The 14,483-nt window shown below is 74.3% G+C and carries 6 protein-coding genes; 2 read left to right on the forward strand and 4 right to left on the reverse strand.

Annotation, left to right across the window (positions count from 1 at the left end):
• Nucleotides 1-41 precede the first annotated feature (41 nt).
• Complete coding sequence (locus AB0M46_RS43015) at nucleotides 42-3,656, reverse strand: CARDB domain-containing protein (RefSeq protein WP_363345869.1); 3,615 nt, start codon at nucleotides 3,654-3,656, stop codon at nucleotides 42-44.
• A gap of 296 nt (nucleotides 3,657-3,952) precedes the next feature.
• Here AB0M46_RS43015 and AB0M46_RS43020 point away from each other — a divergent pair, with 296 nt between their 5' ends.
• Nucleotides 3,953-5,551 (forward strand): DUF4139 domain-containing protein, encoded by a 1,599-nt coding sequence (locus tag AB0M46_RS43020; RefSeq protein WP_363345871.1) that lies wholly within the window; start codon nucleotides 3,953-3,955, stop codon nucleotides 5,549-5,551.
• 6 nt (nucleotides 5,552-5,557) lie between these two features.
• On the opposite strand, the gene AB0M46_RS43025 is transcribed toward AB0M46_RS43020, so the two are convergent.
• Nucleotides 5,558-7,864, reverse strand: coding sequence for an EAL domain-containing protein (locus tag AB0M46_RS43025; RefSeq protein ID WP_363345873.1), 2,307 nt, complete (start codon nucleotides 7,862-7,864; stop codon nucleotides 5,558-5,560).
• A gap of 247 nt (nucleotides 7,865-8,111) precedes the next feature.
• On the opposite strand from AB0M46_RS43025, the gene AB0M46_RS43030 reads away from it, so the two are divergent.
• Nucleotides 8,112-10,556, forward strand: coding sequence for an Hsp70 family protein (locus AB0M46_RS43030; protein ID WP_363345875.1), 2,445 nt, complete (start codon nucleotides 8,112-8,114; stop codon nucleotides 10,554-10,556).
• 37 nt (nucleotides 10,557-10,593) lie between these two features.
• Here the strand turns inward: AB0M46_RS43030 and AB0M46_RS43035 are convergent, their stop codons facing one another.
• Both AB0M46_RS43035 and AB0M46_RS43040 read right to left on the reverse strand, forming a co-directional pair.
• Nucleotides 10,594-12,486 (reverse strand): dynamin family protein, encoded by a 1,893-nt coding sequence (locus tag AB0M46_RS43035; RefSeq protein ID WP_363345877.1) that lies wholly within the window; start codon nucleotides 12,484-12,486, stop codon nucleotides 10,594-10,596.
• A 31-nt stretch (nucleotides 12,487-12,517) separates the two neighbouring features.
• The gene (locus tag AB0M46_RS43040; protein WP_363345879.1) at nucleotides 12,518-14,308 is read right to left on the reverse strand and encodes a dynamin family protein; all 1,791 of its coding nucleotides are present in this window, start codon (nucleotides 14,306-14,308) and stop codon (nucleotides 12,518-12,520) included.
• Nucleotides 14,309-14,483: the final 175 nt, after the last annotated feature.

A 14,483-nucleotide genomic window follows, 5' to 3' on the forward strand; every position in this document is an offset into this window, starting at 1 on the left:
CGGTCACCGGCCGGGAAAGCGCCGGTGACCGCCTGTGGAAACTAGTTGGGCGTGCCGTTGAAGACGAACTGCGAGCCCGCCTCCTTGACCAGGTCACCGGTCGCCGAGTTGGTGATGGTGACGTTGGTCAGCGTGGCGCTGCCCCGGGCGCTGCCCATCGCCAGGATGCCGGCGCCGTTGTTCGACTTGTCGATGCGGACGTTGGTGATCGCGACGTTCGGGTACTGGCCGCTGCCCGCCTTGAACTGGATGCCGTCGTAGGTGGAGTCGGAGATGTCGGTGTCGCGGATGGTGACCCCGACGATGTCGCTCGACGGCGCGAACAGCGTGATCGCCCCGAACTTCTGCTGCTCGCCCCAGAACACGCCGCCGCAGCGGTACAGCCCGTTGTTCGCGATCGTCGTGGTGCCGGAGAACGCGATCGGGGAGTGGTCGGTGGCGAGCATGATGCCGGGGTAGTTCATCGTGTCGGACACGACGTTGTTCTCGATGGCGTTGCCGTAGCCGCCGTAGATGGCGATGCCGTTGGCCCGCCACGGCAGCTGGACGGTGTTGTTGGTGAAGTGGTTGTCGTGGCCGACGTCCACCGACTGGTCCTTCACATACGTGCTGGACCAGACCGCCAGCGAGTCGTCGCCGGTGGTGCGGAACGACGAGTTGAACACCGTCGAGTTGCGCGAGCCGTTGGCGAAGTTGATGCCGTCGGCGTAGGTGTCGCGGATGCGCATCCCGCTGAACTGCAGGCCGTCGGCGGGGTTCCAGTAGGCGGGCGTGTCGCTGTAGTCGCGGCCGACCCACGCGCCGACGTTGGTGTGCTCGATCCACACGTTGCTGATCTTCGTGTTCTTGCCGAAGCGGCCGTTGAGCCCGTGGCCGCGGTCCTTGCGGTTGGTCGTCCCGCCGAAGATGGCGATGTCGGAGATCTGGACGTTGTCGTCGATGTCGAAGCCGACGTTGCCCTCGTGCGGGTGGTTGATGTTGCCGACCACCTTCTGCGGCTCAGTGGTCGTGTACAGCTGGGAGTACCACATGCCGGCGCCCTTGACGACGACGTTGCGGATGCCCTTCTGGTTGAACTGCCCGCGGGTCGGGTCCGGGGTCAGGATCTTCTGCTCCTGCCGCCACTGCCCGGCCGGGATCCACACGCAGGAGATGACGCCGTTCTGGTTGTCCATCACGGCCTTCTGGATCGCCGCCGTGTCGTCCTGGCCGTCGTTGGGCACCGCGCCGTACTGCGTGATCGAGGTGCAGCCGGCCGGCTGGCTCAGCGCCGGGGCGACCTGCTCGAGGTCGACCAGGTCGATGATGTAGAACGAGGCGTTGTCCCCGGCGTCGCGCTGCAGCCGGAACTTGGTGCCCGCCGGGTAGCTCGACGACAGCAGCGCGTGCGCCTCGTCGAAGAGCCGGCGCGCGTCGCCGCCCGGGGTGTTGGACAGCGACTCGGTGTCGTCGCTGTTGCCGTACAGCCAGCTGAAGTGCGAGGAGAGGGTCAGCTTCTGCACGAAGGTGCCGTTGGCGTACAGGCTGATGGTGTAGTCCTGGCCGCCGCCCGAGGGCGCGTCCGGCACGGAGTTGCGCACCACGATCGAGTTGGCCTGGTTGGTCGAGGTGAACTCGACGTACTGGCCGGACGAGTCGAGGCGCACCGACTTGCGGCCCGAGGACTCGGTGGCGAAGTTGGTGTGCCCGAAGGTGCGCAGCGGGTCGGCGGTCAGCAGGGTGCCGGTGTAGGCGCCGTTCTCCGCCTCGTACTCGGTGTACGGCACCGCGGCGCCGCGACCGACCACGATGGACTTGGTCAGGGTGTTGTTGGTCTCGTTCGTCTCGGCGACCACGTCGGTGGCGTCGGCGGTGGCCGTGATGGTGGCGCCGCCGTTCACCGCCGTCCAGGTGCCGGGGATGGCGACGTTGACGGTCTGCCCGGCGGCGATCGCCCCGGTGTTGGCGTTGAGCGTGGTCGTGCCGACGGTGACTCGGGTGACCGTGGTGGCGGTGACCGCGGTGGTGCCGCGGTTGTTCACGGCCACGATGAAGGAGACCGCGGCGCCGGCCGGCGGGCTGGCCGGGTTGCTGCTGATGGAGAGGACCTGCAGGTCCGGGCCGGGCGCCTGGGTCACCACGAGGGAGGTGGACGCGGCCAGGGTGTTGTTGTCGGTGTTCTGCTCGATGACGGTCTTGGCCGGGTTGACGGTGGCCGAGACCGGGTAGGTGCCGATCGCGCGGGTGCCGACGCTGGCCGTCACCGTGGTGGACGCGCCGGGCTGCAGTGCGCCGACGGCCGCGGTGCCGGCGACGGTGCCGCCGAGGTTGAAGTTCACCGTGGTGGCGGGGGACGCGGCGTTACCGCTGTTGCTCACCGTCGCCGACAGCGTGATCGGGGTGGACTCGTTCACCGAGCTCGGCGACCAGGAGACGGCGGTGACCACGAGGTCGGGGTTGGGCGCCATGGTGCCGATCGCCTGCAGCTCGGCCACCTGCCCGCCGGGGGCGCCGCTGTTGCTGAAGAACTGCAGCTGCACGTCGGCGACCCGGCTGCTCACCGGGACGGTGACCGTGTTCTGGTTGCCCGACGGGCTGAAGCTGTAGTCGGCCCGGGCGACCAGGTTGCTGAAGCCGGTGGCGGACTGCTCGCGGCCCAGCACGGCGAAGTTCTGCGTGCGCGGCCCCCAGGCCGTGTCCGGGTTGAGCTTGACGACCAGCGCGGTGAGGTCGGCGTTGGCCCCGAGGTGCAGGGTCAGCGTCGACGGGTACCCGTTGGACTCCCAGTACGTCGCGGTGTTGCCGTCGTTGGCGTTGGCCGCGGCGAACGAGAACACCGACGACGACGACTCGATCGCCTTGCCCACGGCCAGGTTCGTGCCGCCCGTCGGCGTGGTCCCGTTGCGGGTCACGTGGTTGCTGTCGGCCGACTCGTTGCCGGCCGTGTCCTTGGCCCGCACCCAGTAGGTCACCGTGGCGGTGGTCGGCTGGGTGTCGGTGTAGGTCAGCGTGGTGGCGGAAACGGTCGTGCGGGCGGTGCCGTTGGCGTAGATCGTGTACCCGGCGATGCCCAGCGTCGAGGAGGACGCGGTCCAGGTGAGCTTGGGCTGGCCCGCCGTGGGCTCGGTGAGGGTCAGGTTGCCCGGTGCGGTCGGCGGCTGCGGGCCGCTGACCGCGCCGTACACCTCGAACTCCGACAGCTGCGCGGCCGGCCATCCGGTGTTGGCGGTGACGTTCACCCGGACGTAGCGCACGGTGGCCGCGGTGAAGCCGATGGTCGCGGTGTTGGCGCTGGCCGGGTCGAAGGTCCGCCCGGCCGAGGCCGACAGGTCGGCGAAGTTGTTGCCGTCGGTGCTGCCCCGCACGCTCAGCGTCTGCGTGCGGGCGCCCCAGCCGGTGGGCAGCTTCAGCTTCACCTGGTCGACGGCGGTGGCGGCACCGAGGTCGACCTGAATCCACTGCGGGAAGGCGTTGTTCGCGCTCTCCCAGTAGGAGGCCTGGTTGCCGTCGTTGACGTTGGCGGCTGCGTACGAGCCGTTGACGCTGTTGGCGGTGATGGTCTTGCCGAGCGCGAGGTTGGGCCCACCGGCGGCGTGGGCGGGTGTGGATGTGGCGGCGGCGACGGCGGTGGCGGCCAGAACGGCCGTCAGGGCGCCGGCGAGCAGCTTGGATTTCATGGGGGTGTCCTCTGCTCCGTTCAGACGACAGCACGGATCGCCCCGTGACCGGCGGCCGTCCCGGTGGGAGTCGGGAGTTGGCGGAGGCGCGCACGGGACAGGGCGTTTGTGGGTGTGAAGCACTAGGGGCAGGCGGTCGGCGGTGCGCCTGCCGGGAAGTTGCAAGATTCTGCAAGCTTCTTGCGGACGGGGAATCTAACGTTGCAGATCTCCGTCGATTCGTCAACGTCTCTGCATGCCGTCATGAAACTGTGATGGGTGAAATGCCTGGGTGGCGGACTGCTACGGTGCGCATCGTGGAGAACTCGATCGACGCGCCCATCGTCGCGGTCACCGTGTATCCGGCCCAGGCGCGGGTCACCCGCCGGGTCCGGCAGATCCTGCCGGCCGGGGACCGGGTGGTGGAGGTCGGCCCGCTGCCGCTCGGGCTCGACCCCGACTCGGTGCGGGTCAGCGGGCGCGGGCCGGCCACCGTCCTCGGGGTCGACGTGGTGCTGCACCGCCGCGCCGAGCCCTCCGACGCGGCCGTGGCCGAGCTGCGCGCCGAGCGGCGCCGCCTGACGGCGGAGGCCGACGGGATCGAGGACGCCGAGACGGTACTGCGCCAGCGCCAGACGTTCCTCACCACGCTGGGCGAGCGGGCGAGCTCGGCCTACGCGCGCGCCCTGGCCACCGGCGCCTCCGCCCCCGAGGCCGCGACCGGGTTCTCCGGCACGCTGGGGGCCGAGATGACCGAGGTGCTGGCCGCGCTGCGGCAGCTGCAGCAGCGCCGCGCCGAGGTGGCCGACCGGATCGCCGCCGCCGACCGGCGCCTGGCCGACCTGTCCGGCAAGCGCGAGCCCGACGCCCGCTACGCCGTCGTCGCGCTGAGCGTGGCCGGCGAGGAGCCGGTCGAGCTGGACGTGACGTACCAGGTGGGCGAGGCCGGCTGGCGCTGCAACTACGACGTGCGGCTGGTCGGCGACGCGCTGCAGGTGACCTGGTTCGGCCTGGTCGAGCAGCGCACCGGCGAGGACTGGCCGGAGTGCGAGCTGGCGCTGTCGACCGCCCGCACGTCGGGCGTGGCCGAGATCCCCGAGCTGCACCCGTGGTACCTCGACCCGCTCCCGCCGCCGCGGCCGATGCCCATGGCGCGCTCGGCGGGCTTCGGCGGCGGCCCCGTCCCCATGCCGGCCCCGATGATGTCCGCCCCGGCCCCCGGCGGCGCGGCGATGCTGCAGGAGGCGTTCGCCGACGCCGCCCCGCTCGGGCAGGCCGAGGCCCGGGTGGAGGAGGGGGCGGTGGCCGCGGTCTACCGCCCGGCCCGCCCGGTCGCGGTGCCCGCCGACGGCACCACCGCCCGGGCCACCGTCGCGGTGCTGGACCTGGCCGCGCGCCTCGACCACGTGGCCGCCCCGGCCCGCTCGGCGGACGTGCACCTGCGTGCCGTGGTCACCAACTCCTCGGGCCACACGCTGCCGCCCGGGCAGGCCGCGGTCTTCCACGAGGCCGACTTCGTCAGCCGCACCGGCCTGGCCACCTGGGCCCCCGGCGAGGAGCTGGAGCTGGCGCTGGGCCTGGACGACCGGGTGCGGGTGGAGCGCGAGCTGACCCGCCGCACCGCCACGAAGGTGACGCTCGGCTCCAGCCGGCGGCGCGAGGTGGAGTACCGCACCACGATCGGCAACTACACCGGCCGCCCGATCACCGTCACCGTGCTCGACCAGGTGCCGGTCTCCCGCCACGACGCCATCACGGTCCGCGAGACGCTCGCCGAGCCGCAGCCGACCGAGCGCACCGAGCTGGGCGTGCTGACCTGGAAGCTGCCGATCGCCGAGTCCGCCCAGCAGACGATCCGCCTCGGCTACCGGGTGGAGACCGCCAAGGGCGTGGAGCTCTCCGGCTGGCGCGAGTAGCGGGCGCTAACGGTCCTGGGCCGCCATCGCCTGCTGGCGGGCCAGCACGCGGGACATCCCGTCGGCGGTCATGGGCTGGGCCAGGTGGTAGCCCTGGCCCAGGGTGTAGCCGAGCTCGCGCAGCACGGCCGCCTGCTCGGCGCTCTCCACGCCCTCGGCCACCGTGTCCAGGCCGAGGGCCCGGGCCAGCTGGATGACCGCCCGGGCCACCGCCTGCCGGGCGTCGGCGTCGGCCGGCCGCCCGTCGTCGACCTCGATGCCGTCCACGAACGACTTGTCCAGCTTGACGATCGCGGCCGGGAACGCCCGCAGCAGGCTCAGCGAGGACTCGCCGGTGCCGAAGTCGTCCAGCGCCAGCCGGATGCCCATGCGGTCCAGCTCGGCCAGCGTCCGCGAGACCTGCTGGCCGCGCAGCACCGCCGACTCGGTCACCTCGAGCACCAGCCGCTCGCAGGGCAGCCCGCTCTCGGCCAGCGCCGCGCGCACGTCGGCCACGAAGTCGGGGTCGTGCAGCTGCCGGGCGGAGACGTTCACGCCCGCCTCCAGCAGTGCGTCGGGGCCGTACTCGGCCAGCCACGCCGCCGCCTGCCGGCAGGTCTCGCGCAGCACGAATCGGCCCAGCGGCACGATCAGCCCGGTCCGCTCGGCGGCCGGGATGAACTCGGCCGGGCTCACCGTGCCGCGCTGCGGGTGCTGCCAGCGCACCAGCGCCTCGACCCCGATCACGCGGTTGTCGTCCAGGCGCAGGATCGGCTGGTAGACCACCCGCAGCTCGCCCTCGTCCACGGCCCGGCGCAGCTCGGCCCCGAGCTGCATGTGGGCCAGCACCGGCTCGCCCATGCCGTCGACGTAACGCACGAAGCTCGCCTTCCCGCGCTGCTTGGCGGTGTACATCGCGACGTCGGCATCCCGCAGGACGGAGTCCACGGTGGCGCCGGGCTCGGCCTCGGCGATGCCGATGCTGGCCTGCACCAGCAGCCGGTGCTCGCTGATCGGCCGGTCGAGCGCGGCCAGCAGCCGCCGGGCCATCCCTTCCGGGTCGGCCCCCGGCCCGGTGAGCAGCACCGCGAACTCGTCGCCACCGACCCGCACCGGCAGGCTGTCGTCCCCGGCCTCGGCGCGCAGCAGCTGCGCGACCGAGACCAGCAGCCCGTCGCCGACGCCGTGGCCGAGCAGGTCGTTGACGGTCTTGAAGTCGTCGAGGTCGACCAGCAGCACGTACGCGTGGCCGGTGCCGTCCAGGGCGGCCGCCAGCCGGTCCCGGAACAGCGCCCGGTTGGCCAGCCCGGTGAGCCCGTCGTGGCTGACCTCGTACTGCAGCCGCTCCTCCTGCACCCGCGTGTTGTGCAGCAGCCGCGCGTTCTCCCGGAAGGCGACGTACTGCCGCAGCGTGACCAGCGCGGTCACCAGCACGGCGGCGAGCAGCACGACCCGGGCCGGCCAGCGCAGCGGCGCGCCGAGCGCGACGGCGATGAGCGGCACGTCGGCCGCGGCCACGGCCAGGTAGGGCAGCAGCACCCCGCCGCGGGCCGGCCTGCGCCGTGCCCCGCTGGTGGCGCGCCATTGGGCGGCCGTGCCGAGCGTGGCCAGCACCGGCGCGAGCGGCATGACGATCGCCTGGGCGGGCACGGCGCCGGCGTAGCCGAACCGCACCGCCAGCACGGCGACGGCCGCCGCCACGGCGCCGCCGCCGGCCGCGATGCACCGCAGGGCGGCCGGGTCGACCGGGCCGCCCTCGACGTAGGAGACCTTCGTCGCCGCCCCGATCGCGACCAGGAAGCCGAGCCCGACCAGCACCATCGCCTGGCGGCTCCACGGCTCGGCGGCGGAGAACATCGGGGCCAGGCCGGCGTACCACAGCACCGCCCCGCAGCCGAGGCACGCGATCGCGCGGTCGAGCAGGACGCGCCAGCGCTCGACGCCGCCGGACTGCGCCACCGGCACCCGCGCGACGGCCCAGATGGCGATGGCGAAGCCGAGCGCCGCGCAGCCGGCGGCGGGCAGCGGCATGGTGCGCCAGTGTGCCCCGCGCCAGTGCACCAGCATGTCGAGGGCGAGCCAGGCGTACCCGACGGTGATCAACGCCAGCGCGGTCACCACGAGGCGCCAGAAGCGCCGGCCGGCCGGGTCGAGCTCGCCCCGGCGGACCAGGTGCAGCACGGACGCGGTGGCGAGGGCGCCGCCGACCGGGACGAAGACGTAGACGAGGGCCTCGGGGCCGGCTCCGACGGTGAGGTAGGCCGCGCACCAGACGGTGCCGAGCGCGGCGACCCCGGCGGTGGCCTTGACGAACCGCAGCGCCTCCCGCGTCACGGAGCCGACCCTATCGTGCCCGTTGCATGCCGGATCTCACCCGAACGTTCGAGGTTGTGGCGCGCTTCGACGTCCGCGCAGGTCGGCATCGCGGGCCGGCGTGCAGGGCCCCGGCATCGATGTCGACCTGGGCCGCGTGCGGGGCGGCGATTTCTGGCCGGTCGGCGATGCCCGGGCACCCGACGGACGATCGGTACCGGGCCGCGCCGCCCTAGCATGAGGCCGACGGGGCGTGGAAAGGGAAGCGATGCCGGCTTGGGGTCTCGGAGTCGATCTTGGAACCAGCTTTTCCGCGGCGGCGACAGCCGTCGGGGACCGCGTCGAGATTCTCGAGGTCGGGCGTGAGCGGAGGATTCCGTCCACCGTCCTGCTCGACGACGCCGGGCGGCTGCTAGCAGGCAGCCTGGCCCAGCGGCTCGTCGGCCGGTCCCCGGAGCGCGCGGAGCGCAATCCGAAGCGGTACGTGGGCCGCGGCGCCATGCTGCTCGGCGGCACCCCGGTCGAGGCCGGCGACGCCATGGCCGCCCTGCTGGAGCTCTTCGTGGCCGAGGGCCGCTCCCGCTTCGACGGGGCCCGCCCGGCCTCGCTGGTGCTGACCCACCCGGTCGCGTGGGGCGAGGACCGCCGCGCCGTGCTGCGCGCGGCCGCCGCGGCCGTGGTCCCCGAGGCCACCCTGCACCTGGTCGAGGAGCCGGTCGCCGCGGCCGTGCACTACACCGTCTCGCACAACCTCGCCGAGGGCGGCCGGGTCGCCGTCTACGACCTCGGCGGTGGCACGTTCGACAGCGCCGTGCTGGCCCGCCGTAACGGGGAGTTCGTGGTCGTCGGCAAGCCCGGCGGCGACGACCAGATCGGCGGGGAGACGTTCGACGAGCGGGTGTACGAGTACTTCGGCGCCCAGCTCGCCCAGCGCGCGCCGCAGTGGTGGGAGCAGGTCTCCACCGGCGTGGAGCGGCGCTGGCTGGCCGCGGCCGCCGACCTGCTGGGCGAGGCGCGGGCGGCCAAGGAGGCGCTGTCGGAGTACGACACCGCCAGCCAGTACATCTCCGGCGCCGACGTCGACGTCGAGATCAACCGCGCCGAGCTGGAGAACCTCATCGGCACCGACATCCAGCGCACGGCCGACATCCTCAGCGAGACGATCCGCCAGGCGCAGGACGACGGCGGCGGGCTCGAGACGCTGGCCGGGATCTTCCTGACCGGCGGGGCCTCGCGCATGCCGCTGGTCGAGCAGACGCTGCGCTCCCGCTACGCCGCCCAGGTCCGCACGTGGGACGACCCCAAGACGGTGGTGGCCCTGGGCGCGGCCCGGATGGCGCTCGCCCCGATCGCCGCGGCGCCCGCCGCCGCGCCCGCCCCCGTCGCCTCCGCCGCTCCCGTCGCTCGCCCCCGGCTGGCGACGCCCGTCGTCGCACCGCAGCCGGTCGTCGCCGAGGGCGATCGCTTCGACGTGCACCTTGCCGGCGTGGTGGAGGCCCTCGCGACCGGCACCGACGTCTACGTCTGGTGCCGCGACCCCAACGCCACCGTCGACGTGCTGCACCGCCTCGACGCGACCGGCCGCCCGGACCGGCAGCTCGCGCTGGGCCGGGTCACCGGCTGGGCCGCCACCACCGAGGGCCTGCTCGTCTCCGACCGTTTCGGCGTCGCCGCGGCCCAGCTGCACACGCTGAGCCCCGAGCTGGTCATCCGCTCCAGCCGCACCGTGATGACCGCCGAGGACCCGATCCTGCTCGCCGACGGCGGGGTCGGCTGGGCCTTCCTGCGCCCGTACCCGTCGGCGCTGGTCGACAACACGATCGGCCTGCCCTGGGGCGCCACCGGCGGCCTGTCGGTCATCGAGACCAACCTGACCGCCGTCTTCGTCCAGGACACGCTGCCGCTGGACATCGGCGACACGGCCCGGTGGTACGTCAACGAGAACAACCTCCTGCGCCGCCTCGTCGACCAGAACAGCCCGTCGGAGTCGCTGCCGATGCCGGCCCACGGCACGCCGGGCTGCGTCGTCGTGCTCGGCCGCTACGCGAGCAAGAGCCCGATGGGCGCGACCTACCGCCGCCCGGCCGGCTTCTCCCGCGGCCGCCACCAGCAGGTCCAGCCCTACCAGCTCGTCTGCCAGGTCAGCCCGGGCGGCAAGATCGAGCACGGCCGGCGGCGGGACAAGAACTGGCTGTACCAGGCCGTGCACCACCGCGACCAGTGGCACCTGGCGACCGAGTCGGGCCTGGAGACCGGCCCCCTGGAGGGCGAGGCCAACCTGCTGGCCAGCCGCCCCCGCCCGGGCGCCCTGCGCTGGTTCCCGGCCGGCGAGCGCATGTACGCCATCGGCCTGGAACAGGTCCTGCCGTCCCGCGGCCTGTGGATCGCCGTCCTGGAGCCGGGCGGCGAGCTGCGCACCCTGTTCCAGGAGCCGGGCGTGTCGATGCTGGGCCACCTGACCAGCCGCGAGCGGGCCGAGGTGCCGCGCGTGGTGGTCGACGGCGACGGGCTGTGGCTCGCCGCGAGCGCCCCGGAGGGCCGCACCCAGCTGCTGCACGCGACGCCCGGTGGGGTGCGCACGGTGCGCTCGGCGACGGGCTGGCTGGAGCCGGTGGCCAGGCTGGGCGCCAACCTCCTGTGCCTGCACGACCCGTGGTCCGCCCCGGGCGTGGCGCGGGCCAACCTGGGCCACCTCGTGAGCGTGCCCATCTGAGGACGCCGGCCGGCCGGCGGGCACGGCGCCGGCCCGGTCAGGCGGTGGTCAACGGGCGCAGGCGCTCGCTCAGCTCCGCGCGGAGCTGCTCGGCCTGGGCCATCAGGCGCTTCGCGGTGCCCAGGCGGTCCTGGGCGGTCTTCGCGGCCTCGCGGCGGGCCGTCGCGTCGCGGGCCGACAGCGCCGTCAGCTCGGCCCGGCGGGACTCCGCCTCGCGGCGCTGGGCGGCCATGCTCTCCTCCACCGCGTCCTCCGCCTCGCCGCGCCAGCGGGCCAGGGCCCGGTCCAGGGCGGTGATCATCTCGGCGGCGGCGGCGTTGAAGGTCTCGGCGATGAGCTGGCGGATGCCGGCCTGACTGCGGCCCGACTGCTCGTACTGGTGCCGCCGCCACGTCACGCCCGCGGCCACCACCGGGCCGGCGATCAGCGCGATCGGCAGCAGGACGCCCGTCGCGGCGAGCATCGTGGCCAGGCTCGCGGCCATGGTGATGCCGGGGACGCCCTCGCGCAGCATGTCGAAGCGGTGTCCCGGGGTGTCGGGGCGGTTGGCCAGGCGGTTGCGGGTGGTGGTCGGCAACTGCAGGGTCACGAGGTCGATGTCGATCGGGTCGAGGCCCATGGCCAGGAGGTACTCGGTCAGGGCCCGCGCGGCCGTGTCCTGGATCTGGTCGGTCAGCTCGGCCCAGGCCGCCTGCAGGGAGAGCTCCACGCTCTCGGCCAGGCCGGACAGGAACTCATCGACGCGGGCCCGGTTCGTGAGCCCGGGCACGGCGGCGTCGTAGGGGCGGCGCAGCTCGTCCAGCTTCGCGCGGACCATGGTGGCCACGTCGCGGCCCAGGAACTGCTGCTCCACGGCGAAGCGGCGGCGCTCGCGGACGCGGGCGGCCAGGTCGCGGCCGGCGGCCTCGACCTCCTCCAGGCGCTCGTGCAGGGCGTCCTTGCTCTCGGTGGCGGCGACCAGGCGGTCCTGCTCGGCCACGGTGATGGCGCGCAGCACCGAGTCGGTGCCGGCCAGCACCTTGGCGCAGCGGGCGATCTCGCGGTCGCCGGCGCAGGAGCGGATGTAGTCGGCGAGCCGGCCCATGCCGCTGCGCTCCCACAGGGCGTCGGCCCGCTCGAGCTGGCCCAGGGCGCGGCGGGCGGCGGAGGCCTCGGCGAGCTTGGCGCTGACCGGGATCCACGGGGCGCCCAGGAGGCGCTGGACGCGGGCGCCGTCGGTGGACTGCCCGACGAAGTCGGCGAGGCGGCGGCGGTTCTCCTCCAGCAGGCTGTGCCAGGACGAGGAGTCCTCGACCATGGTGAGCACGAACGCGACCACCTCGACCCGCTGGGCGGCCTCGGCCAGGAACTCGAGCTCGTGGCGCAGGATCGGCTGGTCCTGGGCGCTGACGGCGAACAGCAGGGCGTCGGCCTCCTGCAGCATCGCCATCGTGGTGTGGCGGTGCCCGACCGTGAGGCTGTCCACGCCCGGGGTGTCGACGAGCCGGACGCCGTCGAGCAGGGGGTGCTCCATGGCGATCTCGACGCCGACCACGTCGCGGCGCTTGTCCGGGTCGCCCAGCGCCGAGGCGTAGTCGACGATGTCGTCCGGCGTGATCGGCAGGTTGGCGATCCGCTCGCCGGAGCGGCGGCGGACCACGACCGACAGCTCGGGGCCGCGGCGCACGGCCAGGTAGGTGTGGGTGGCCACGTCCACGTCGACCGGCAGCAGATCGGGGCGGTCGACCAGGGCGTTGAGCATGCGGCTCTTGCCCCGCTTCTGGGCGCCCGCGACCACGATCGTGGCGGTGACGTCCTTCCAGCGCGCGGCCTCGGCGGCGAGCACGCCGGCCAGGTCGTCGCGCCCGGCCCGCTTGGCCAGGGCGTGCACCTGGTTGGCGTGCTCCAGCAGCGCCTGGACGACCGTCGGCCGGTCCCGTACCGCGCTCATCGTGTCCCTCCTCGTCGCCTCGGTCATTCCGTCACGCCCCGCGAGGGCCGGACGCCGCCGCCCAGATCGCCTCGTAAGCCCCGCACACCTCGGTCACGCCCCGCTTCTCCGGCGCGGGCAGCGGCCGGTGCAGCAGCACCCGGAACTGCGCGGCCAGCTGGGCCGCCCGCTCGGCCACCGCCACCGCGCCGGCCCCCGCGGGCAGCCCGACCTGCGCGGCCGGGCCGCCGCCGGACAGCAGCGCGGTCAGGGCCTCCCGAAGCGGGCCGGCCAGCCGCGGCGAGCGCAGCAGCCCGGCGGCGTCCTCCCCGAGCGGGACGGCGGCGGCCGGCGCGGCGGCGGCCGGGATCGCGGCATCCAGCGCCGCCAGGTCCTCCAGCACGCCGAGGACGTCGCGGGCGCGGTGGCCGGCGGCGAGGGTACCGGTGGTCACGGCCAGGCGCCGCCAGCGCACCGAGCGGGCCCGGGCCTCCCGGGCGATCTCCTTCGGGCCGGCGTCGGGCGGCAGGCCGAGCTGGGCCGCCGGGGTGTCCTCGCGGGCCAGGGCGACCAGCTCGGCGAGCATCTCGTCGTCGAGGCTGAGCTGGCCGCGGCCGACGGCGTCGAGGGCGGCGAAGACCCGCAGGCCGCGCAGGCTCGCGGTGAGCGGGCGGCCCTCGTCGACCGCGTCGGCCAGGGAAGCCAGGGCCGCCCGGTCGCCGGCGCCCGCGGGCGCGCGGACCAGCCGGCGCAGGCTGCCGATCGCGGCGAGAGCCTTGAGCTGCGCGGCCCGCTCGGTGAAGTGCGCGATGCCGGCGGCCACCGAGCCGACGCCGGAGGTGGCCGCGCTGCCGAACCCGGACGCGGCGAGCAGGGCGGCGTGCAGGCCGTCGAGGTCCAGCCCGGGACGCCCGCGCAGGGCGGCGGTGGCGACCCGGATGCCGTACCGGTGCAGGTGCCCCGCCAGCCGCCCGTGCGCGGCGCCGGAGCGGGCGAACTCGTCGACGTCGATCAGGAGGTCCTCGAGGTCGAGCTCGTCGAGCGCGGCCAGCGCGCGCAGGGCGGCCAGGTCCGCCTCGGACAGCATCCGGGCCCGAGCCGTCTCGGCCAGCAGCCCGACCACCGGCACCACGTCGAAGACCGAGGTGCGCAGCTGCTCGTAGGCCCGCCCGGCCAGCCGCCGCGCGCCCGGCCACGGGTCGTCGGCGTCGCCGCGCCGGTCGACCTGGCTCAGCACGGCCAGGGTGTTGACGCCGCTCATGCCGCAGGCCGCGGACAGGGTCCGGAAGTCGGCCAGGGCGCCCGCGTCGAAGCGCTGGACGTAGCGCAGCACGTAGATGAGCGCCTGGGCGTGGTCGGTGCCGTCGGTGCCGAAGACCATCCGGCGCGCCGCCTGCTCGTTGGCCGCGGCCACGGTGTTGACGCCCGGCGTGTCGATGACGGTCAGCCCGCGCAGCGCCGGCAGGTCCATCCTGACCCGCACCCGCCGCACGTGCTCGACGGGGACCGGCAGGGTGCGCGGCGGCCGTCCGTCCTCGCCCAGCGGGGCGGCCCGGGTGGTGCCGTCGACCAGGTCGAGCTCGACCCGGCCGTCGTCGGGGCCGTGCTCGTACCAGGTGACCACCCGCGTGCACTCGCCCGCGTCGGCCGGGGCGACGGACCGGCCCAGCAGGCCGTTGACGAGGGTCGACTTGCCGCCGCTGACCGCGCCGGCGACCGCCACCTGCAGGGGCTGGCGCAGCCGCTCGGCCACCGCCCGCACCCGCCCGCGCAGCGCCGAGTCCCGCAGGCGCATCGCGGTCGCGTCGCACAGGCGGGCGACGGCCAGGTCGGGCGTGCTCACGGCGTCACCTCCGCTTCGCTGCGGTGGCGCCGTGTCTGGCTGTGTTCATGGTGAGCGGCCACTCCGCTGCGCTCCGTACCGCTCACGGCGTCACCTCCGCTTCGCTGCGGTGGCGCCGTGTCTGGCTGTGTTCATGGTGAGCGGCCACTCCGCTGCGCTCCGTACCGCTCACGGC

The sequence above is a fragment of the Dactylosporangium sp. NPDC051485 genome, assembly GCF_040682015.1.
Taxonomy (GTDB): Bacteria; Actinomycetota; Actinomycetes; order Mycobacteriales; family Micromonosporaceae; genus Dactylosporangium.

Coding starts and splice junctions, on each gene's coding strand:
- AB0M46_RS43015 (WP_363345869.1), bottom strand. CDS start 3,656: ATGAAATCCAAGCTGCTCGCCGGCGCCCTGACGGCCGTTCTGGCCGCC.
- AB0M46_RS43030 (WP_363345875.1), top strand. CDS start 8,112: ATGCCGGCTTGGGGTCTCGGAGTCGATCTTGGAACCAGCTTTTCCGCG.
- AB0M46_RS43035 (WP_363345877.1), bottom strand. CDS start 12,486: ATGAGCGCGGTACGGGACCGGCCGACGGTCGTCCAGGCGCTGCTGGAG.